Origin of the sequence: Roseibium algae (assembly GCF_037783265.1) — a bacterium.
Taxonomy (GTDB): Bacteria; Pseudomonadota; Alphaproteobacteria; order Rhizobiales; family Stappiaceae; genus Roseibium; species Roseibium algae.
Genome location: NZ_JBAKIA010000009.1, coordinates 188,681 through 210,344, shown reverse-complemented (window position 1 = coordinate 210,344; position 21,664 = coordinate 188,681). Strand labels below are relative to the sequence as shown.

The 21,664-nt window shown below is 53.7% G+C and carries 22 protein-coding genes; 9 read left to right on the top strand and 13 right to left on the bottom strand.

Going from position 1 to position 21,664, the window contains the following annotated elements; genetic code table 11:
- Nucleotides 1-415: 415 nt before the first annotated feature.
- Nucleotides 416-1,285 (top strand): fumarate hydratase, encoded by an 870-nt coding sequence (locus V6575_RS14200; RefSeq protein ID WP_340275214.1) that lies wholly within the window; start codon nt 416-418, stop codon nt 1,283-1,285.
- Nucleotides 1,286-1,900 carry a fumarate hydratase C-terminal domain-containing protein gene (locus V6575_RS14195; RefSeq protein ID WP_340275212.1) on the top strand — a complete coding sequence of 205 codons (615 nt, stop codon included), beginning with the start codon at nt 1,286-1,288 and terminating at the stop codon, nt 1,898-1,900.
- 146 nt (nt 1,901-2,046) lie between these two features.
- Here V6575_RS14195 and panB read toward each other — a convergent pair whose 3' ends face one another.
- The 6 genes from panB to V6575_RS14165 all read right to left on the bottom strand — a co-directional run bounded on the left by panB (nt 2,047) and on the right by V6575_RS14165 (nt 8,823).
- On the bottom strand, nt 2,047-2,856 hold the full coding sequence (panB, locus tag V6575_RS14190) for a 3-methyl-2-oxobutanoate hydroxymethyltransferase (RefSeq protein WP_340275210.1): 810 nt from the start codon (nt 2,854-2,856) through the stop codon (nt 2,047-2,049).
- A 44-nt stretch (nt 2,857-2,900) separates the two neighbouring features.
- Entirely contained in the window at nt 2,901-3,761 is an 861-nt protein-coding gene (gene panC / locus V6575_RS14185) for a pantoate--beta-alanine ligase (protein WP_340275208.1), read from the bottom strand.
- 265 nt (nt 3,762-4,026) lie between these two features.
- Complete coding sequence (locus V6575_RS14180; protein WP_340275206.1) at nt 4,027-5,646, bottom strand: thiamine pyrophosphate-binding protein; 1,620 nt, start codon at nt 5,644-5,646, stop codon at nt 4,027-4,029.
- The gene (locus V6575_RS14175) at nt 5,643-6,911 is read right to left on the bottom strand and encodes a CaiB/BaiF CoA transferase family protein (protein WP_340275205.1); all 1,269 of its coding nucleotides are present in this window, start codon (nt 6,909-6,911) and stop codon (nt 5,643-5,645) included. Before V6575_RS14175 ends, V6575_RS14180 begins: the two co-directional genes overlap by 4 nt.
- A gap of 150 nt (nt 6,912-7,061) precedes the next feature.
- A complete protein-coding gene (locus V6575_RS14170; protein ID WP_340275204.1) occupies nt 7,062-7,889 on the bottom strand; it encodes a CE1 family esterase in 828 nt (275 codons plus the stop codon).
- 148 nt (nt 7,890-8,037) lie between these two features.
- Nucleotides 8,038-8,823: an ion channel gene (locus tag V6575_RS14165; RefSeq protein ID WP_340275203.1), complete on the bottom strand. Its 786-nt coding sequence runs from the start codon at nt 8,821-8,823 to the stop codon at nt 8,038-8,040.
- A gap of 115 nt (nt 8,824-8,938) precedes the next feature.
- On the opposite strand from V6575_RS14165, the gene V6575_RS14160 reads away from it, so the two are divergent.
- A complete protein-coding gene (locus V6575_RS14160) occupies nt 8,939-9,700 on the top strand; it encodes an SDR family oxidoreductase (RefSeq protein WP_340275202.1) in 762 nt (253 codons plus the stop codon).
- Between the two features lie 67 nt (nt 9,701-9,767).
- On the opposite strand, the gene maiA is transcribed toward V6575_RS14160, so the two are convergent.
- Complete coding sequence (gene maiA / locus V6575_RS14155) at nt 9,768-10,424, bottom strand: maleylacetoacetate isomerase (protein WP_340275201.1); 657 nt, start codon at nt 10,422-10,424, stop codon at nt 9,768-9,770.
- Nucleotides 10,425-10,773: 349 nt separating this feature from the next.
- Here maiA and V6575_RS14150 point away from each other — a divergent pair, with 349 nt between their 5' ends.
- Nucleotides 10,774-11,403, top strand: a complete 630-nt coding sequence (locus V6575_RS14150) for a hypothetical protein (protein WP_340275200.1) — start codon at nt 10,774-10,776, stop codon at nt 11,401-11,403.
- Nucleotides 11,404-11,414: 11 nt separating this feature from the next.
- Here the strand turns inward: V6575_RS14150 and V6575_RS14145 are convergent, their stop codons facing one another.
- Complete coding sequence (locus tag V6575_RS14145; RefSeq protein WP_340275199.1) at nt 11,415-11,912, bottom strand: DUF302 domain-containing protein; 498 nt, start codon at nt 11,910-11,912, stop codon at nt 11,415-11,417.
- Nucleotides 11,913-12,064: 152 nt separating this feature from the next.
- Nucleotides 12,065-13,246: a YeeE/YedE family protein gene (locus V6575_RS14140; RefSeq protein WP_340275198.1), complete on the bottom strand. Its 1,182-nt coding sequence runs from the start codon at nt 13,244-13,246 to the stop codon at nt 12,065-12,067.
- A gap of 271 nt (nt 13,247-13,517) precedes the next feature.
- Between V6575_RS14140 and V6575_RS14135 the strand changes: the two genes are divergently transcribed.
- Both V6575_RS14135 and V6575_RS14130 read left to right on the top strand, forming a co-directional pair.
- Nucleotides 13,518-14,900, top strand: coding sequence for a tetratricopeptide repeat protein (locus tag V6575_RS14135; protein WP_340275197.1), 1,383 nt, complete (start codon nt 13,518-13,520; stop codon nt 14,898-14,900).
- 78 nt (nt 14,901-14,978) lie between these two features.
- A complete protein-coding gene (locus V6575_RS14130) occupies nt 14,979-16,193 on the top strand; it encodes an OpgC family protein (RefSeq protein ID WP_340275195.1) in 1,215 nt (404 codons plus the stop codon).
- Nucleotides 16,194-16,291: 98 nt separating this feature from the next.
- Here V6575_RS14130 and V6575_RS14125 read toward each other — a convergent pair whose 3' ends face one another.
- Entirely contained in the window at nt 16,292-16,579 is a 288-nt protein-coding gene (locus V6575_RS14125; RefSeq protein WP_340275194.1) for a BQ00720 family protein, read from the bottom strand.
- A gap of 33 nt (nt 16,580-16,612) precedes the next feature.
- The gene (locus tag V6575_RS14120; RefSeq protein ID WP_340275192.1) at nt 16,613-17,041 is read right to left on the bottom strand and encodes an Hsp20 family protein; all 429 of its coding nucleotides are present in this window, start codon (nt 17,039-17,041) and stop codon (nt 16,613-16,615) included.
- Nucleotides 17,042-17,368: 327 nt separating this feature from the next.
- On the opposite strand from V6575_RS14120, the gene V6575_RS14115 reads away from it, so the two are divergent.
- Genes V6575_RS14115 through V6575_RS14105 form a run of 3 tightly spaced genes read left to right on the top strand, consistent with a single transcriptional unit; the run spans nt 17,369 to nt 19,639 of the window.
- Complete coding sequence (locus V6575_RS14115; protein WP_340275191.1) at nt 17,369-17,737, top strand: MmcQ/YjbR family DNA-binding protein; 369 nt, start codon at nt 17,369-17,371, stop codon at nt 17,735-17,737.
- Nucleotides 17,734-18,942, top strand: a complete 1,209-nt coding sequence (locus V6575_RS14110; protein WP_340275190.1) for an MFS transporter — start codon at nt 17,734-17,736, stop codon at nt 18,940-18,942. Before V6575_RS14115 ends, V6575_RS14110 begins: the two co-directional genes overlap by 4 nt.
- A gap of 58 nt (nt 18,943-19,000) precedes the next feature.
- The gene (locus tag V6575_RS14105; protein WP_340275188.1) at nt 19,001-19,639 is read left to right on the top strand and encodes a glycoside hydrolase family 25 protein; all 639 of its coding nucleotides are present in this window, start codon (nt 19,001-19,003) and stop codon (nt 19,637-19,639) included.
- Between the two features lie 86 nt (nt 19,640-19,725).
- Here V6575_RS14105 and V6575_RS14100 read toward each other — a convergent pair whose 3' ends face one another.
- The gene (locus tag V6575_RS14100; protein ID WP_340275187.1) at nt 19,726-20,808 is read right to left on the bottom strand and encodes a sn-glycerol-3-phosphate import ATP-binding protein UgpC; all 1,083 of its coding nucleotides are present in this window, start codon (nt 20,806-20,808) and stop codon (nt 19,726-19,728) included.
- Nucleotides 20,809-20,816: 8 nt separating this feature from the next.
- Entirely contained in the window at nt 20,817-21,659 is an 843-nt protein-coding gene (gene ugpE / locus V6575_RS14095; RefSeq protein WP_340275185.1) for a sn-glycerol-3-phosphate ABC transporter permease UgpE, read from the bottom strand.
- Nucleotides 21,660-21,664 lie beyond the last annotated feature (5 nt).

Sequence of the window (21,664 nt, the reverse complement as noted above, 5' to 3'; positions counted from 1 at the left end):
TGCCCCGTCAGAACCTCAACCTGCCGTAACTTCGTAACAATCTCCTCCGGCTTTGGTCGCTTGTTGGTCATGTGTTTCCTCCGTTTTCCTAAACATAGCGGAGGACCACTTCAAAGGGGGAGGATCATTGGCAAGGATCAACTCTTTCATGTTTTATCAACCGAACGCAGACGTAACAACGATTTTAGTGGCTATGCTGATGCCCATCCACTCTTGCGAATATCGCTAGTTCCAAGAGCACACCACATTCCAGATCGTCATAAAATCAGGCCTATCCAGTCATGAGTGCAGCATATCGCTCTGGCGAGAGCATTGCCAAAAAGATAATAAAATGATTTATTGATTTTATCAATTGTACGCAGCAACCGAGTTCTATTGGGATGCAGCGTCCGGTGCCAGACATTTAGGACAAAACATGCCGATCACAGACGAGATGATCCGCCAGGCGACCACCGACCTTTATTCCTGGTCTCTCAGGAAAGTACCTGACGACGCCAAAGCAGCCCTCGCCGCAGCCATGCAAACGGAGACAAACGAAACAGCGCGGAAAACGCTTCGAATGCAATTGCGCAGCGCCGAACTTTCTGAAGAGGCAAACACCTTTGTCTGTTCGGACAGCGGAGTGCCGGTCTATTTCGTCAAAATTGGGACCAACGCAAACATCAAGGCTGACATCAAAACGTCGATCAGAGAGGGTTACGAGCATCTCGTAGAGACAATTGCCCCCCCCTTGCTCAAGCACGTGACCAACCCTTTGACGCTGGAGCGCGGGTATCACGGCAAGGACATGCCGATTGTGTCCTATGACCTGGAAAGTGGCGCAGACTATGTGGAAATGGTGTGCTCTCCTAAAGCGCTTGGCTCGGGCCGCTGGGCAGCGCTGGAGCTGTTTACCTTCCCGTCCATTGAAGAGATTGAGACCTATATCCTGGACGTCGCCATCAAGGCTGGCGCGCAGCATTGCCCACCTGTGATCATGGGCGTCGGCATTGGAGGAACCTTTGATCATTGCGCGTCTCTGGCCAAAAAGCAGACGCTGAGGGCCATCGGCACCCTCAATGAAGACCCTGCTCTCGCGGAAATGGAAGTACGACTAACAAAAGCCGTGAACAGTCTTGGTTTTGGCCCCATGGGCACCGGCGGCGACACGACAACCTTGGCTGTCCACGTGGATTATTCATCGGGCCATGGATTTACGCCGGTTGCTGTTTGTTTCAACTGCTGGATCAACCGCCGTACCCGGCTACGATTGTGGGGTGATGGCCGTATGGAAAGGCTCGAATGAATGGCTGAACATGAGCTGAAACTGCCCTTGGGCCGCTCCGATGTGGAGCAACTGCATGTCGGGGACACGGTCTATTTGAGCGGAGAGATTTTCACCACTGCCGGCCTGCCGACTTATGGCCGTTTGCTTGACTGCCTAGAAGGTAAAGAGGCTTTGCCTTTTGATTTCACCGAAGGCGCGCTTTTCCACCTTGGGAGCCTCAACAAGCAGCGGGCCGATGGCAGTTGGGAAATTCTCTATATGAACCCGACTACCAGCACGCGCTTCAACCCTCATATGCCACGCCTGATCGAGGGCCTGGGGTTGCGTCTCACGGGCGGCAAGGGCGGACTGGATGCAACCAGCGCTGCGCAGATGAAAGCCTGTGGCTGCGCCTATCTGGCTTTCCTGGGCGGTGGGGCACCGATCATCACGGCAGGCATAAAGCGGGTTGTCGAGATCGGGTGGCCAGAAATGATCGAACATTACCGGGTTGTTCGCATTGAAGTTGAGCGGCTAGGGCCCCTTGTTGTCGGAATCGATGCGCATGGGCGCAGTGTCTATGACGAAACCCGGGCGACTGCGAACGAGAGACGGGAGCAGATTCTCGCGGACATGCGGGTATCACGCGGCTAACTGTGCGTTCAAGGCATTCAGAAGGGTACGTCTTTGCCCACATTCAGGCGGAGACCCACTCGCTAGATTGCGCTTCCAAAATGACAGAAACCGATGGCAAACGCCCGCACACAGCAGGCGTTTGCCTTATCTGAACGTCTGTCGATTTACTTGTAGGTCTGGGCCTCTGAGGGAAAGTCTCTTGTCTTGACCTCTTCCGCATAGGATTTAACCGCGTTTTCGATCTGATTTCCGAGATCTCCATAGACCTTGACGAATTTAGGCGGCTTATTGTTCAGGCCCAGCATGTCTTCAAGAACCAGAATCTGACCGTCGCAGTCAGCAGATGCACCAATGCCTATGGTGGGAATGGAAACCTGCTTGGTGATTTTTGCGGCAAGCGGCTCAACCATCCCCTCCAGAACGATGGCAAAGGCACCTGCCTCGGTGACGGCCCTTGCATCTTCTTCATGGGCAGGCCAGCTGTCCTCGTCCCGTCCCTGGGTCTTGAAGCCTCCCAAGACATGACTCGACTGCGGCGTCAGGCCAATGTGAGCCATCACAGGAATTCCACGTTCGGTGAGAAAACGAATGGTTTCCGCCATGCGCTTGCCGCCCTCAAGCTTGACCGCACCGCAGCCAGTTTCCTTCATGATTTGCGCAGCATTACGAAAAGCGACCGCCGGACTTTCCTCGTAAGTGCCAAACGGCATGTCGACAACAATGAGGGCACGCTCTGTTCCGCGAACCACTGCCTTTCCGTGCATGATCATCAGATCCAAAGGCACGCCAATGGTGGAGTCCATGCCGTGCATGACCATGCCAAGGCTGTCACCGACCAGAATAAAGTCAGCGTATTTATCAACGATTGCAGCTGTATGAGCATGATAAGAGGTCAAAGATACAATGGGCTCGCCTCCCTTGCGCGACGCAATCTGAGGCACGGTGATGCGACGAATGGGCTTTTGCACGCTCATAAGGTTTCCTCTCAATTCAACTGATAAATTCATTGCGCATGGGCTTAGGCGCTCAGCACGTCTGGCGCAATGACCCTTTGGTCAATGAGCAGCACTTTACCAAAACGGACAGCAAGTAGAACCACCGCCGGCCGGACCAAGCGTCCCTCAAGCGGGGCAAGGGTTAATGCGTCTCGGAAATCAACGCTTTCGACCTTGCCGTTCGATGCCTCTGCCAACTGGCCTCGAACGAGATTGTCCAAATCAGAAATCATGGGGGCTGTCTTAGCGCAATCCTCAGCTGCGGAAAGAGCGCGGCTGAGTGCGATAGCCTGTGCCCGATCAGCTGCAGTCAGCCGAACGTTGCGCGATGACATAGCCAAACCGTCTGCTTCCCTGACGGTCGGATGCCCGATGATCTTAAGTGACATATCCAAATCGCGCACCATTTGGCGGATCAAGGCGAGTTGCTGGTAATCCTTCTCGCCGAAAACAGCCAGGTCCGGCTGTACGATGTTGAAGAGCTTTGTCACGACCGTGGAAACGCCGCGAAAATGATCTGGGCGTAAAGCCCCCTGAAGAATACCGGACAGGCTGGGGACTTCGACATAGGTGTCGCCACCATCGCCGTACATTTCCTCAACACTGGGCATGAAAACAGCAGCAACATTTGTCTCTTCCAAAAGCGCCAGATCACGATCAGGATCGCGCGGGTAGGACGCAAGATCCTCATTTGCGCCGAATTGGGTCGGATTGACAAAGATGGAGACAATCACTTTGTCCGAGTGGCGGGCAGCCTCACGGACAAGCGACAAGTGCCCTTCGTGCAAATACCCCATGGTCGGAACAAGGCCGACGGTCATGCCTCCTCGCCGGGTCGCAGCAACAAAGATCCTGACATCCTGTTTTGTTGGACAAATCTGCATTGTTCCCCCCAAACGCATGCCTCTTGAACTTCTGACAGAAGAACGAAAGGCTAAACTTTCTGAAATGTCTTTTATGGGGATCTGCCCAAGCAATCCAGCCTTATGAACTCAAGCTTTAGGAGCCAAGCGTAATACTGGTCCATCCAATCTCAAATCAGGGAAGTCTGCACTGATGAGTACTGTTCCAGCCATCAAACTTACCTCTTGCAAAAGACTTCGGCGTCTTCCCGAGAGCCAAATTGCTATAATAGATGATCAGAAAATTTTAAAATTTACCGTCATAAGAGCGGTCGGAAATTCGGCAGGCAAGGACCGTAAAACCGTCTCTGCCAAGCGCCGAGGACACCTCTTTTGCGAGCACTTCAGCTGTATCCACCCAAACACCATGCCCACCATAAGCGCGCGCAATTGCGGGGAAATCCGTTTCACCGAAATCCACGCCCAGATTGCTGCGCTGGCTGGAGCGCTGCTTCAATTCAATCAACGACAGGCTGCGATCCACCATCACGCAGATGATTACCGGTATTTTCTGATCTCTGAGGGTTGATAGCTCGCCCAGACACATTTCCAGCCCGGCATCCCCGACAAAGGCAACAACGGGCGCCTGGTCCGCATCCACAAGCCTGTGCCCCATCGCCAACGGCACTGCGCACCCCATCGTACAAAGTGCCGAAGACTGCAGCATTCCACGTGGCTCAGTGCACTTCCAGATCTGGCTGACCAGAATACGGTGCGCGCCACTATCTGCAGTGACAACAGTATTTGGCGGCATAGCATGCCTTAAACCATGGAATGCAACGGCTGGTCCCCACCCTTCGACTTCAGGCGCAAAAATCTTTCCGAGCTCCACTTTGGCAGCATGAGGCTCGCCGCCGTCCCAGGACGGTGCATCATCAGCCCGCGCAACGGACAGCAACTGCAGGGCTGCATCCACGGAGCTTCGAAGCTCAACACGACTGCGATGCATACCATGACGGCGATGAACAGGTGTCACCTCGACGACTGGCGCTTCCGCTGGCCATGGGTTGCGCCAATTGACCCGCATTTCAATCGGGTCATATCCGAGGAGCAGGATGCAATCGCTCTCATTGATCAGGGGAAGCAGAATTCCATCCGCTTTGGGAGATAGCCCGGCACCGCCCAACGCCAGATCCGAGTTTTCATCCAGCAGCCCCTTGCCTTTGTAGCTGGTGACAAGCGGCACTGAAAACCGATGACAAAAAGCAGTGATCGCATTGCCTGCCTCTTCGTTGACAGCATCCACTCCGGCAATTGCAATCGGGCGCTTGGCCTTTGAGAACAGGGCGCAAGCTGTCTCCAGATCAGGTCCAGCCACCGGTGCAAATTGCGGTGCAGGAGCTCTACGGTCTCGGTTCCATTTTTCATTTGTTTCAGTTTCGGCAACCCGGATAGGAACATCAATGTGAACCGGGCCTGGTTGACCTTCCAAAGCAACCGCGATCGCCTTGTCCATCATCACATCAAGAGCTTCCAAACGAGCCGAAAAGCTCGCCTTGACGATCGGCCTGAGCAGTTGCTGATGATCAAAAACCTGATGGGTATAACTTTCAGCCTCACCAGCATCGACGCAACCAGTCAGGAAGATCAGCGGCACCTTGTCCTGCCAGGCATTTGCGACAGCATTGACCGCATTTGCGGCTCCTGGCCCAAGCGTCGCCAACAAGACACCTGGCGCGCCATCTGCGTGCCATCCGCCTTCGGCCATGAAACCACCAGCATTTTCGTGCTTGACCAGAACGAACTTCAACCCGGCTCGGTCAAGCCCCTCCATAAGAGCCAAGACCTCGCCGCCGGGAATGCCAAAAGCAAACTGGCAGCCAGCTGCATGTAATTTTCCTGCGATGATATCTGCACCGGTCGTCATTCGCGTAAAGTCCCGTTTTGTCTTGTCTGAATAACGTCGACAGCGCCCAGCGCTTCAATATCCGAGGCTGTCAGATCCAGCATCTTTTGCAGTACATCCCGCGTGTCTTCCCCCAGCATCGGCGGCGGACGACGATAGGACACCGGCGTCTCGCTCATGCCAATGGGAGACCCGATTAAGTCAACTTCACCGCTCAAGGCATGTGGCATGGTGATCCGCATTTCACGCTCCAACACATGAGGATCAGAAAACACCGCGGCCAGGTCATTGACCGGGCCACATGGAACGCCCTCGCCTTGAAGGAGCTTAATCCATGTGCTTGCTGTTTTCTCAATCGTCAGCCTGCGGATGATCGGCACAAGCTCTGTGCGATTGCGCACACGGTCCGCATTGGCTGCAAATTTTGGATTTTCAGCAACCTCCGGCGCACCGGCCACCTTGCAGAACTTCACGAATTGACTGTCGTTGCCGACCGCAAGAATGAAGGATTTGTCGCTGGCTGGAAACGTCTCATAGGGAACAATCGTCGGATGGCCATTGCCCAGACGGCCCGGCACGTCGCCGGACACCAGATGAGCAACGCCCTGATTGATCAGCCAAGACACCTGACAGTCAAACAATGAGATATCGAGATGCTGTCCCCTGCCCGTCGCATGGCGATGGTTCAGCGCTGCCAGGATGGAGACCGAAGCGTACATTCCGCACATGACATCGGCAATACCAACACCCGCCTTGGTTTCCGTGCCGCCCTCCTCATCAGGAAAGCCAGTCAAAGACATGATGCCACCCATGCCCTGAATCAAAAAATCATAGCCCGCCCGCGCTGCGTAAGGGCCGGTCTGCCCAAAGCCCGAGATGGAGCAATAGATCAGTCCCGGATTGCGTTCCTGGAGGTTTTCATAATCCAGACCCCGTCGTTTTAGATCGCCAACTTTGAAATTCTCGACAAGGATATCAGCCTTATCAGCCAATCCTTTGATCAGCTTTTGCCCTGCTTCAGATGCCAGGTCGATTGCAACTGATCTCTTGTTACGGTTGGACGAAAGATAATAGGCGCTTTCCGACGTTTCGTTTCCGTCCTTGTCCTTAAGGAAAGGAGGCCCCCAACTGCGGGTATCGTCACCCCGGTGCGGCCTTTCGATCTTGATGACTTCAGCGCCTAGATCGCCAAGGATCTGGGTACAGGTCGGCCCTGCCAGAATGCGAGACAGATCAAGCACAACGAGACCGGACAGAGATCCGGAGGGAACGGAAGAAACAGACAATGGCTCACCAATAGAATTGCAACGCGTCACATGAGCCGATCACAGCGCTCTGCGTCAACCGTAAGCACTGGAAAGTCGATGACTTATCGCTCAAGTCTTTGTCATCAAAAATGGGAAATCCTGCAGACAGCGCCTGCGTTTTCAGGCTGCTTATTGCCATCCCTTAAGCGTAGCAAGCTTTTTCCAGGCCCGACTGATCCATTCCGGGCGCACGCTATGGCCGCCATCATGCAGGCATAAGTCCAGAACCCCGTCCTTGGGCGTCCATTGCTCACAGCTCAGATTGCCCTCTTCGTAGCGCCGAGGTTCATCCCGTTTAAGACCGAGCTGCTTCAACCAGACATCAAAGCTCTTGAAGACATCCCCCTGGTGCCACTTCCCGCCGCCAAGGGCTCGGCCTTCCAGAGGCACAACCGTGTCAGAGCGTCCGTGCACATGAAACAGATAAGGTGCAGGGCTTGGGCAACTTACTGGCAAAGGTTGCCAAAATGCACCGGCAATCGGCGCATAACCTGCGAACTGAGATCCATTTTCGCAGGCGACATACCAGGTCATGAACGCCCCAGACGAAAAACCGCTGAGCAGCGTTCGTTCGCGATCAATGTCAAAACGATATTCAACATCCTCCAACACCTTGTCGAAGAATGCATATTCATCACGCAACTTTCGAGGAGACGTTGGAAATGACCAGGTTCCGTCAACGCCCTGAACGGCAATTACGGCGACACCCAAGTCATTTGCCAATGCCTGATACGCCGGGTTTTTCGCTGTATTCAGTGCCTTGCCTCGATGTCCGTGCAAAAAGAGCACGGCCCCAATGGACGCACCTTCCCGACTTCCTTCCGGCAAAATCGCATAATACTCTCCGCCGCCCAGTTGGCAGGCGACTTCGCCACCGCAGGCATCTTCAGCTCCAGCAGGCGGAACCAAACAAGCTGAAAGAACCCCAAAAGCGAACAGGGTTTTACTCAAGGACATAGACAGGTTCTCGCAGCCAAAAATGGATAAAGGGCGCGCAACAGTCTCATCTAACGCGAGAGATACCAAGCACCTTCCAATCACGGTCGCGCGAGCTTTGTTCTGTGGTCATCAACGTAGCGGCCAAGCAAGCCGCGAACCTATGGCGTCAGCCCCATTCGCCTTCCGTCGGAATGTTCAGCACCTTGCCGCAGTGTTTACAGTGAACAGCATCAGGATCATGACGGCTAAGACCACAATCAGGACAAGGAGCATGAACCTTGACTGGCCGGAAGATCGTTTGGACGAGCCGCAAAAACAGAGCTACGCCAAAAATCATGATGCCAACGGTCATTAAACGGCCGGTGCTATCCGTCATTGTGATGTCGCCAAACCCGGTCGTCGTCAATGTGGCAACCGTGTAATACAATGCGTCAAGATAGCTGTTGATTGCAGGGTTCCGGTCATCCTCGACGACATAGACCAGTGCTGTCACGACAAAGATGAACACCACCAGATTAACGGCCGAATGGATGATCTCCTCATTGCTCCGAAACCAATGAGAAGCACCGCGCAATTCCTTCAATACATGATAGGAGCGCAGCAAGCGGAGCATCCGGATGACTCGAAGAAATGCCAGATTCTCGAAGAATGCTGGCACCAGCAACGAGACAATCACAACCAGATCGGCCATCGACGTGAAATTCGCAGCATGATGGCCTGGTCGCGTCGAGGCGAAAATCCGGCCCACGTAATCCAGGAAAAGAATCGCAGCAATCGCATAATCGATTTCATGATGAAGCCGGCCAGGGTCCATCATTGACGATACAATGAAATACCCAATCGTCAGGATATCGAAAATCAACATCCCATAGCGCCATATGCTGGAGGACTTCGAATTCCCAAAATAGAGCTGTCGGAGGCGCGCACGGAGCGTTTTGAATCGTATAGACATAAGCGGAGAATGACGAAAGTCACCAGAAAGGCAAGTGGACACACATAACCTCTGGATTCTGCAATGCAGTATCATTAGATAATGTCTTCTAAGCATCAACCAATTGAGGAACCAAATGCCTGACTTCAAAGGAAAAACTGCTCTGGTGACAGGCGCTAGCCGCGGCATCGGAGAAGCGGCATCAAGGCTTTTGGCGACCTACGGCGCAGCTGTCGTTCTTGTCGCACGCAGCGCGTCTGACATCGAACGTATCGCAGCAGAGATTCGCGCTGATGGCGGACAAGCCGAAGCGATCGCCTGCGATGTCTCAGACTACGCTTCAGTGGCAAAGGCTATTGCCATGTGCAAAGAAAAATTTGGTGGACTGGATATCCTTGTCAACAACGCCGGGCTGATAGAGCCAATCAGCCGACTTGAAGATTCTGACCCTGAAGAATGGGGTAAAATCATCGATATCAACGTCAAGGGTGTCTATTACGCTCTACGCGAAGCCCTGCCGATCATGGCAGCACAGGGAAGCGGTACTGTCATCAACATCAGTTCTGGTGCAGCCACAAGCGCACTGGAAGGTTGGAGCCATTATTGCTCATCAAAAGCCGCCGTTCTATCCCTGACCAAATGCGCTCACGAAGAATTCGGCGACAAGGGCGTTCGTATTGTCGGCCTGAGCCCGGGAACAGTCGCCACTAACATGCAGGTGGCGATCAAGGCTTCCGGCGTCAATCCGGTTAGCAAGCTTGATCCTGCCGTCCACATCCCTCCGACCTGGGTTGGCGAGACAATCTGCTGGCTCGCGACAGAAGCTGGAGATGCCTATAAGGGAACCGACTGTATGCTGCGCGACGCAGGCGTACGCAAAGCCGTCGGGCTCATCTAAAGTCCTCGCTGATGCCAAAAATTCAAGACGATGAAAGCGGCAGTCAGCGACTGCCGCTTTTCTTATTTCAAGGATTTTCAGCATCGGGCTGATTAGATGGCGAGGCAGCGATAAAGGCTGGCAGCGCCATGCAAGTCTCGTAAATTCGAGAAATGGTCGGATAGGGTTCCATGGGAACATCGAAACGACCATTGTTAGCCACCTGAGCCACAAGACAAATGTCTGCCAAACTAGGCATTTCGCCGTGACAAAACGTGCCAGTGGCACCGCTATCTGCAAGCTGCTGCTCCAATGCGGCAAAGGTTTCAGCCACCCAGAATCGAAACCATCCCGCAACAGCCGCATCATCAGCGCCAAACGTCTGACGAAGATGCTTCAGGATACGAAGATTATTCACAGGGTGAATTTCGCAGGCGATCATCTGCGCGAGAGAGCGGACTCGCGCACGGTTTTTTGCATCTGCTGGAAGCAATGGCGGCTCCGGAACCGTTTCATCCAGATACTCGATAATCGCCAAGGATTGAGTCAAGACCGTACCATCCGGCAATTCAAGTGAAGGGACCAGACCTTGCGGGTTCAACGCAAGATATGCGTCCGCCCTCTGCTCGCCATGGCGCAAGTGATGGGCAACATATTCGGCCTCAACTCCTTTGAGTTTCAACGCGATACGCACGCGGTACGATGTTGAACTGCGAAAGTAGGAATGCAGGATCGGCTCTTTCATTTTGCCCCCGGCGTTTGGCCTGAGTGCAGATTAGTTACAAATGAAACAAAGCGCCAGTCCAACTATGTGGGGCGCTTACATCCAAACGCAAAGAGGCCCGCAAAAGCGGGCCTCCCATGAGATCAAGCTGACCCGTTGTCCGGACTTAAATCCCAACGAGAATTGTTGTTACCAGAGGATGCTCCGACACCAAAAAATCCCGCCTAGACATCAGGGCCAAACCAAGGTTCTCACTAGACATGGGCACACCTCCTTTCACGTTGTTAAAGACAAGATTAAAGGTAGGGCGCTAAAAGTATCCTGCAAGCCATTTTCTTGCGCCGCCTTTGTAAGAAAAGCCAAGCACCTCATGAACCAGTCCAAATCACAAACCATCATGCGTCATCGTTCTTTTGCAGCAGACTGCAATCCTCCGTTTGACGGCTTGGACTACATGGCACGGCGGCCGTTCGAGAGCTGGAAAAGCACGCATCTGGAAACCCTGGTCGGCGGCTGGCTCCAGCTTGATCCCCCTTGCCTTGAACTGGCGACCCTGGCTTTGGCAGAGATGACCAAAAGGCGGGAGGATCTGGCTATAAGAATGAAATTTGCCAAAGCAGAGTTGGAGCCGATTGCCTGGCTCAGCGAAGCCCGTGCGGCGGTCCGGGAAAAACTTCTTCCGGACGTCAAGGCAGCGAAGTCTGCAAGGGGCCGTGTCTATGTCATTTTAAGAGGCGGCTATACCTCATCCAATCATTGGTATGGTGCCTATGTTGGATCAACCACACGCCCGGTCGCAAAGCGTTTTGCAGAACATCGCAGTGGCGGGCCACGATCAGCCAGAGGATTGCCGACCCATGGCATTGAACCGCTTTATTCGCTGTTCGCGCCACTCAATCCGGTTGCTTCGTCCCGTGGCAAACTTCTGGAATGGGAAACCCGGCTGCATGAATGCCTGGCTCCCATCGTTCCGAGAGTAACCGGAGATGTTGCTTTTTAAGCGGAAGCCGATCACTCCACCGCGTTTTGAGCGATCGTTTCAAAGACACCGTCCAGCTCATCAGCCAAAGCCTTGAGCGGTTCACCAGCTTCTCCCATGTAGGGCGCAAAAACATGGCTTGGTGTTTTCCATGACAGCACAGACGAACCCTCTTCATTCTCGGTGATGTAAAAGCGGATGGGCGCTTCGATACCTGCCGCAATTGATGCGCTCAGCATACGACGGGCATAGTCATTGCGGTAGACGCCTAGAACCTGGTTGCCCGGAATTGTGATGCCCTGCCCCTTGGCGCCCGCTGAAGCGCTTGCCTGGGTCACAAGGCCCATTTTCTCTGCTTTGATCGAAGCCTTCAAGTAGGAAACCAGATCTGGAAAAGCGATCTTGGTTTCAATGACACGCCAGCCGTCACGAGGCTGCAGGATCGTCATATCCGCCGCAAGTGACGAGGAATGCCCTCCAAACCAAAACGGCATGAGGACAAGGCTCAGTAATGCCAGAACATGACGCATGGCGATCTCCCTTTGAATGAAAGAGACCATAGGCACAAATGGCATCTGATTGGGGGCCGCTGACAGCACATCAGGTCACAGCTCGATCACATTCCAGTGCAGCGAGCTAAATGCTATTTGTCCGACCTTCAAATCAGAGCTTCAAGCCAGTTTTACCCCATGCCCAACTTCAAACGCAGACGAGTTCCCAGGAGGCTTCCGGCAAATGCAAACACAAGCCAGAGCCAGCCATGCATCGAACCGGATACGAGGCCGCCAAGATAAGCACCAATATTACAGCCATATGCCAGCCTTGCGCCGTACCCCATCAGCAAGCCACCAATGATTGCCGTCAAAAGGTCTTTCGTCGACAGACGCCAAACGAGATAGAACTTGCCGGCCAGTGCAGCTGCCGACAATGCCCCAAAAATGATGCCAAAATTCATCACGGATGTAGTGTCACGCAAAACGCTGGCCTCCAGCGCCTTCGTTTGCCACTTCCAATAAGGCCAGGTTTCGACCGGAATTCCGATGACTTGGAAAACCTTGGCACCCCAGAGCGCAAAACCCGACGTGATGCCCCAAGGCCGCCCAACAACGACAAATGTCAGGATGCAGACAAAAGCCAGCATGCCCGCACCCAACATAGGTGACCATGGACCTGTCAGGATCGACCCAGTCTTCCGCCCTTCCAGTATCCTGCCATGCGCTCGCTTCTCGATCTTCAACGTCGCAAGAGCAATCAACCCAAGAACCAACGCTGTGATTGCGAAAGCCACAATGGGACCAAAATTGGTAACCAGAGAGTACGCAGGAATCTTGGGCAACTGGCCCCACAAATGCATGTGCGCAGTCGCGATCACCGAGCCGAGAATGAAGGCCGCCAGAGTCACCATCATGCGTGTCGAACCGCCGCCAGCTGTAAACAACGTTCCGGATGCACAGCCACCACCAAGTTGCATGCCGAGCCCGAACATGAAGGCTCCGATGGCCGCAGCATAGCCAAACGGAAAGACGAACCCGCCTGTTGGCCAACCGAAGTCACTTCCCCAAGCGATCAGCGGAAACGCGACTGCCGAGGTCAGCAAGATCAGAACGAATTGCGCCCGCAAACCGCCACCGCGCCGCTCTGTAACAATATGCCGCCAAGCCGCAGTAAACCCGAAGCTGGCATGATACAGGGCAAGACCTGCAAGCCCACCAATCAAGACGGCGCCCGACTGGCGCTCGCCGCCATAGGAGTATGCGCCGAAACAAATTAGAGCCAGCCCAGCAAGAGCAAACACAACAATCGCTTTTTGTGAGACAACTGTCGAAGTTGGGGCCGGTGATGTGGATGATGATGAGACTGTCATGGCACTGACGTACTCTCTTCTGCAAAGCCGAACAAGAAAAGGCGTTCGCCTTGACTAAGGTTTTTGAGAAAAGATGCCCATTTCAAGGCACACTTACGCAAGACCTTACACGTGCACAACACCTTTTTGTGTGTTGCAGTTCAAAGGCAGACTGCGGTTTTGTTGCAATGCAAAGTCTGCAGAGAGCAAGCTAGGTCGACGCCCACGGTTGCGCAAGTCATGTAGCCGCTGTCCGTCTAACGCCAGCAACGCATTCGTCGAAAGGTTACCAATGCGCTATTCAGATCAATTCGGCTATGATGTGACCGTCACTAATCCGGAAGCTGTGTCTTACTGGAACGCAGCTGTGAATGCGTTTTTGGCCCACGGAAAAGACACGCCACTGCATCTGGAGAACGCACTGAAACTAGATACTGATTTCGCGCTGGCTCATGCAACACGAGGACTGTTTTGCCTGCTTCTGGGACGACGCGAACTGGTTGAGACCGCAAGGAAATGCCTTCGCATTGCCAAAAAATCCAGCAAGATTGCCGCCCTTACAGAACGAGAGATGGCTGTTGTCGGAGCACTGCAAGACTGCCTTGATGGTTGGACATCCCATGCTGCCGAGCGCCTGGACAGGGCGCAAATCGCAGCGCCGCGGGATGCACTGATCCTCAAACTCATTCACGCTTTCCGTTTCGTTCTTGGAGATTCTGCAGGCATGCGGAGTTCCATTGAGAACGTTTTTGAAAGCTATGACGCGGATCATCCCTCTTATGGCTATGTGCAAGGATGCCGCGCGTTTTCACTTGAGGAAACAGGCGACTATAAACAGGCCGAACTTTTGGGCCGCAAAGGCTTGGAGTACGCCCCGAACGATGCATGGGGATTGCATGCAGTCGCTCATGTTCATGACATGACCAACCGGGCGGATGAAGGTATTTTTTGGCTGGAGCAGCGCCCTGAAGGTTGGTCGCATTGCAACAACTTCGGTTATCACGTGTGGTGGCATCTGGCTCTGATGTATCTCGACCGAGGTGAGATCGACAAGGTTCTGGCACTTTATGACAGCGAGATCCGAAGGGATCGAAGTGACGACTACCGCGATATTTCAAACGCCACATCGCTGCTGTCACGACTGGAAATCGAAGGCGTCAATGTCGGCTCACGCTGGGAAGAACTAGCCCTTCTGTCTGACAAGCGCGCGGAAGACGGCTGCAATGTATTCGCGGACCTGCATTATCTTCTGGCGCTTTTAAACGGCGGCAGACGTATGGGGGCCGAACGTTTGTTGACCAGCATGCAGGCCAGAACGAAAGATACCGGCGACATTGCAAGGGTTTCCGCAAAAGCAGGCTTGCCTGTTGGCCATGGCCTTGAGCAGTACAGAAAAGGCAACTACGCATCTGCCTTTCACATGCTGGTGGCCGCCCGGAGCGAACTGCCGACCATCGGTGGATCCCATGCCCAGCGCGATGTATTCGAGCGCATCACCATCGACGCCGCACTGAAAGCCGGACTTGCTGACGAGGCTGAAGATGCCCTGAATGACCGGACTCGCCGACGCGGCGCTCTGGATCATTTTGCCGAGCGACGGCTTGAGACCTGCGAGAAGATGCAGAAAGCATCAAAGGTTATGCTAGACGAACGCCTGCGGGCCGCCACCGCCTGATTGGGGACTTACACCCAACACCGTAAACCTAGAGGGCCTCACATAAAGTGCCGCCCCCCTGATGGACTATTACCAGACGTGACCGCCCAAAGTAGCACTGCAAAATTCCGTGATCCTCGCCTCGACTTCTTCCGGGGACTCGGCATGTTCATCATCTACATCGCTCATTTGCCCGGAAACTGGTGGACCCTATGGATCCCCGCCCGCTTTGGCTTTTCCGATGCAACAGAGATATTTGTCTTCTGCTCGGGCATGGCCTCGGCTCTCGCATTTGGAAAAATCTTCGACATTCATGGCGTGCCCATGGGAATCGCTCGTGTCCTGCATCGCATTTGGCAGGTTTATTGGGCGCACATTTGCCAGTTTCTGGTCATTGCGACCGGACTTGTGGCTGTCCAGGAAAGTGGTTATCTCGCTGATTGCTGCAATCTGACCCAGGATTATGTCGCATCGCTCAACCTATGGCCCTTTTTCGAAAACACGCCGCAAAATCTGGCTGGCCTTCTCACGTTGACCTATGTGCCGAACTACTTTGACATTCTGCCGATGTACATCGTGATCCTGGCGCTTATTCCGCTGATCATGACTGCATCCAGAATTTCAATCTGGGCAGCCTTTGCACTGTCCAGCGGGATGTGGCTTGCGGCGAATTTAGAACTGCTAAACCTGCCTGCTGAGCCTTGGTCGGAACGGTCATGGTTTTTCAATCCGTTTGCCTGGCAGCTCGTCTTCTTTACAGGCTTTGCATTTATGCGGGGCTGGATCCCTGCTCCGCCGTTTTCCAAAAAGCTCATTGCTGTTTCGGTTGCAATATTACTGCTGTCCCTGCCTTTCGCCTACTTCCGCATTCACCTAAACATCCCCGAAGCACAAGCCGTCCGGGATTTTTTGAAACCGCTGTGGATCAAGTCTGAATTCGGTTTCCTACGATATGTTCATTTTTTGGCGTTGGCCTATCTGGCCTGGATCGCTGCCGGAGACAAAGGATCACGGCTCTTTGGTCATGGCCGGGTCTGGGCTGGCTTCCTTCAGATCGTCCAGAAAGTCGGCCAGCAATCGCTTGCAGTTTTCATGGCCAGCCTCGTTGTTGCCCAGGCCGCCGGCGTGATGCGCGACATGGTTTGGGGGCGTGGTGAGTGGACCCCACAAATACTCTCCAACTTGCTGGGATTTGCCGCACTAATCGCGGTTGCCTACGCAGTCGGCTGGTTCAAGGGGCAGCCTTGGAGGAAACCACTCAAGCCACACTCAATTGCGACCTCCACAGTTTCTCCTGAAGCAAATGCATCATAAGCAATAAAAAACACCGGCCCAGAGTTTCTGGAGCCGGTGTTTTTTATTTGCCATTTTTCAGCTCACAATCCGCCTTGCTTCAACAAAGGCAGACTGATCTAGTGGACGCTGACCATCTGCAGGTCATGTTCGAAAGCGTTCGCTAGAGCTGCCTCGCGGCTGTCTGCAAGAAGGATTGGCGTCCCATCCGCATTCAAAAGCGCCCAAAGGGTTGTGCTGTCCTGAATTGGCGGCACCTCAGGAAAGAGGGCTGCCATATCCTTGGCCTGAAGCTGGCGGATATATGCCATGCTACCAATACCAAGATCAGCCAAAACCTCTTCGCTCATTGCGGTCAGTTCGGCTTCACGAGCGCGATCTGCAGCAGTGTTGGAAGTACGCGTCATTATCTCTCCAAATATTTTCCCGCGGGGGAGGATTCAGTCTCCGCTGGAGATTTCAATCTTCCGGATAACACGTTCTGGCTCCGGACGCGCAAGATCTATTGATAAAAGTCCATCTTTAAGGTCTGCGCCTAGAATCTCTATGCCCTCAGCCAGCACAAACGCACGCTGGAACTGACGGGCTGCGATCCCGCGGTGCAAATACTGACGGGTCTTGTCATCAACCTGACGACCCCGGATCACCAGTTGGCTTTCCTCGACCGATACATCAAGCTGATCACGGGTGAAACCCGCAACGGCCAGCGTTATACGGATCACATCGCCCTGAACATCCGTTTTCGGCAGACGCTCAATATTATAAGGCGGGTAACCATCATTCGCAGCCTTGGAAACCCTGTCCAGCACACGCTCGATGTCGTCGAACCCGAGCAGGAAAGGGCTTGAAAACGCTGACATGCGTGTCATCGTCAAAGTCCTTTTTAAAAGCGACCTTGCGTCCAGACCCAAAGTGAGTGGCGTCCGGACAGGAGCGTTCCTCGCTCCGTCTCATCGACAAATATGGCGCTTGACGACGGATCTTTCAAGGAACACCTGTCGAAAGACCACAGGCTATCAGTCTATGGTTACCGCCCAACAGAGAAAGACTGCGCTCTATCCTATATCTTTGACTGGCTTGACAGACATGGGGCAAGATATACGACACGTTTGATTGACTTTAAGTGTTTTCCATATGATTTGCAGCACGCTCAAAATGGTGAGCCCCTGCCCATCTTTTCAACTCGGATATTTTCAGTGACGCGCGATGATTTCAATGCCCACTGCGCCGCTTTGACGGCGACCACCAATGTAATCCAATGGGGCAATGCATCTGTCTGGAAAGTCGGAGGCAAAATCTTCGCAATCTGCTCCGTCTGGGGCGAAGGCAACCACGCAAAGTTCAGCTTCAAATGCTCTGACATGTCCTATTCCCTTCTCACCCAGCAAGACGGAATTGTCCCGGCACCCTATCTCGCCCGAGCGAAATGGGTTCAGGTGGAAAATACCAAAGCAATGCACGAAGACGACTTGAAGGCCTATATCAACGCTGCACATCGACTGGTCGCCAGGAAGCTAACCCGCAAGCTGCAGACCCAACTGGGACTGGCTATCCCTCAATCATGACCCTTTTATTGCCTGGCTTATCCTCGAAATCGGCCAAGCTCCGATCTCTTCTCATCCTCATGCTTGCCGAAATTGCCGGAATGAGCCTCTGGTTCATGTCCGCAGCCATCCTTCCAGATATGGAAGCTGAGACCGTAATTTCCGATTTTCGCCAGGCAGCCCTTTCCAGCGCCGTTCAAGCCGGTTTTGTTCTTGGTGCACTCTATTCGGCGTTTTTCGGGCTGTCTGACCGAATGGATCCAAGGCGCTTGTTTGCGCTCTGTGCTGTTGCAGCAGCCTTGGCAAACGCATCGCTGCTCTTTTCAGTACCCGGCGGAAATTTGGCGATCCTGGCCAGGTTCATCACTGGAGCATTGCTCGCCGGTGTCTATCCTGTTGGCCTGAAAATCGCCGTTAGTTGGGGGCAAAAGGACCGAGGCCTCCTGGTTGGAACCCTGGTTGGTGCGCTGACGTTCGGGTCAGCAGCCCCTCACCTGTTGGCATTGGCAGGAGGAGCAGATTGGCGCTGGAGCGTTTTGGTTGCCTCAATAGCGGCAGTTATCGGTGGGCTTTTGTGTCTCATCACGTCCTTGGGCCCCTTTCATGGCACTGCTGGACGTTTTGACATTCGAACCATTTCAATTGCCTGGACCAATCGCAAAGTACGGCTCGCCTATGCTGGATATCTCGCACACATGTGGGAACTGTATTCAATGTGGGCCTGGATCGGCCTGGCTGCGACCGTTTCCTTCCGCGCGTCCATGGCAAACAACGATGCCATCGCACTTGGCAGGCTTCTGGCGTTTGGTGCCATTGCAGCTGGCGGTGTCGCCTGCATCATCGGCGGTGTGTTTGCAGACCGGTTGGGTAAAGAGACCATCGCGATAACAGCTCTTGTCGTCAGCGGTAGCGCTGCTGTTGCGACTGCATTCACGTTTGGCGGCCCACCATGGCTAACGATCATTTGCGTGCTTGTTTGGGGCGCATCCATATTACCGGATTCAGCGCAGTTTTCAGCACTAGTCGCGGATCACTCACCGGCAGAAAAAGCCGGGAGCCTGATGACCTTCCAGACTGCACTTGGCTTTGCACTTACCTTCGTGACGGTGCAAGCCACACCCGTACTGGCGCTGGCGATCGGCTGGCCAGCAGTCTTCATCATCATGGCGCTTGGCCCTGTCTTCGGCATTATAGCAATGATCCGGCTTAAAAAGCTGATCAGCTAATTCACAAACACGCTGCATCAACGTCCTCAAGACATTCAGTCAAGAGGAGAAGCAGCAGATGGAGCCGGCCAACCCAAATGGAATTGATGTCTCGCATTACCAGGGAGACATCAACTGGGCTCAAGTCGCTGAGGGCGGCATTGTCTATGCGATGATCAAGGCCTCGCAAGGATCCAGTTACGTGGATCCCATGTTCGCAACCAATTGGAACGGCGCAAAAACCAGCGGCTTGCAGCGGGGTGCCTACCACTACTTCATGCCAACTGACAGTTTCATCCAACAGGCCGATTTACTTACCAATTGCCTCAATTCTGTGAGCTATGATGCGAATACAGACATGCTGCCCGCGATCGATTGCGAGGAATTGGACGGTTGTAGTCCAGCGACCTATTCTTATGCGCTTGCCCAATTGCTTCAACTGCTTGAAAGGCAACTTGGGGTCAAACCGATGATTTACGCCTCGCCAGGGTTCTGGTCATCAATCAGGAATCCGGATTTTACGGAATATCCGTTATGGTTGGCAGATTACACCGACAACCAAGCCCCGACGATTCCGGAGCCCTGGACAGAATATGCACTCTGGCAATATAGCAATTCCGGCTCAATCGATGGAATAGAAGGTGCGGTAGATTTGGACCGTTGTCCAGAGGCGACTGGCCTGCCTAAGAGAAACCAGACAAAACTAAACTGGTTTTGACGTTAACAAAAGAAAAGCCGCCCCGGTCTCCCGAAGCGGCTTTTAGTTGGAAGGCGACACCCTCGTAGAGCCTCCTTCCAGTTCAATCAGCCATCGATACGACGACCTGTCTCGGCATTGAAGTAGTGAATGTTTTCCGGCTCCGCGCGCAGAAACAGAATCTCATCTGCTTCATATTTGGAATGGCTTTCAACGCGGATCAGAATTTCCGGACCACCGCCGACAAACTCACCATAGATGTAACTTTCCGCGCCCACTGGCTCCAGCACGTTGACCTTGATTTCAAGATCAAGCCCTGTTGAACCATCTCCCTTGCTGTCAACAACGCTCAGATGCTCTGGCCGGACACCGATCTTGTAGGCCACCTCGCCATGAACATTTGGTCCCGAGAGACCCTCACCGTTGGTCAACGCAAGCTGGCCACCGTCAACCTTGACGTCCACCAAGTTCATGGCAGGCGAGCCAATAAAGCTGGCTACAAAGGTCGACGCTGGATTGTCGTAAACCTCAATCGGGGCCCCGATCTGCTCTATATTGCCACCGTTGAGAACCACAAGTCTGTCTGCCAAGGTCATGGCTTCAAGCTGATCATGCGTCACATAAACGCTGGTCGTCTTCAGGGCTTTCTGCAAACGCTTGATCTCCACGCGCATTTGCACGCGCAGCTTGGCATCAAGATTGGACAAAGGCTCATCAAACAGAAAGGCAGCAGGTTCGCGCACGATAGCGCGTCCCATAGCAACACGCTGGCGCTGCCCGCCGGACAAGGCGCGTGGCTTGCGGTCAAGATAATCACCGATCTCAAGGATCCGCGCAGCTTCCTTCACCCGACGGTCAATCTCGGCCTTGTCCATGCCCCGATTTTTCAGGCCGTACGCAAGGTTGTTGTAGACCGACATATGCGGATAAAGCGCATAGTTCTGGAACACCATGGCAATATCGCGGTCCGCAGGATCAACATCATTGATTAGACGGTCACCAATTCTGATCTCGCCCGTTGTGACATCTTCAAGACCGGCAATCATCCGCAGAAGCGTGGACTTGCCGCAGCCCGACGGACCGACCAGAACAATGAATTCACCGTCAGCAATATCGATGGATACGCCTTTAACCGCTTCGACATTGCCGCTGTAGACCTTGCGGATCGTATCGAGAGTAATAGTAGACATTTAATTCCTCACTTGTCGCTCTCGACGAGCCCTTTGACAAACCAGCTTTGAAAGATAACCACGATGATGACCGGAGGCAGCATGGCAAGGATCGCCATAGCCATGATCTGATCGTAGTCGGGGATCTGGGCACCGACCCAGACTTGCAGGATCTGCTTTATGCCACGCACCAGAGTAAAGAAGCTCTCATCTGTCGTGATCAAGGTGGGCCAGAGATACTGGTTCCAACCGTAAACAAACATGATGATGAAGATCGCTGCCATCATGGTCTTGGACAGCGGCACCAGAATGTCGATGAAGAACTTCCAGGGGCCCGCGCCATCAATCCGCGCGGCTTCTGTCAATTCATCAGGTATCGACATGAAAAACTGCCGGAAGAAGAACGTCCCGGTCGCCGAGGCAATCAACGGGATGATCAGGCCAGAATAGGTGTTCACCATCCCCAGCTTCTGAACAATTTCGTACGACGGCAGGATACGCACTTCCAAAGGCAGCAGCAGCGTAGTGAAGATCACCCAGAAGCACAGCGTTGCCATTGGAAAGCGGAAATAAACGATCGCATAGGCAGCAAGCATCGACACAACGATCTTGCCGATGGCGAAGCCTAAACCCAGGATCAGTGAGTTCTTCAGCATCACCAGGCCGTTGACTTCCTTGGTGAAGCCGCCGGCGCGAAACAAGACAGTTTCATAAGCATCAAGGCCCTGATCACCAAAAGTGAACTGGAGCCCCTGCCGATAAATCGTCACAGCATCGTGGGTCGATGTAATGAATGCCAGGATCACCGGCGTCACCATGAAGAACACGCCTGTGAGCAGAACAAGATGATCCGTTAGTTTTACCTTTTTCATCCGAT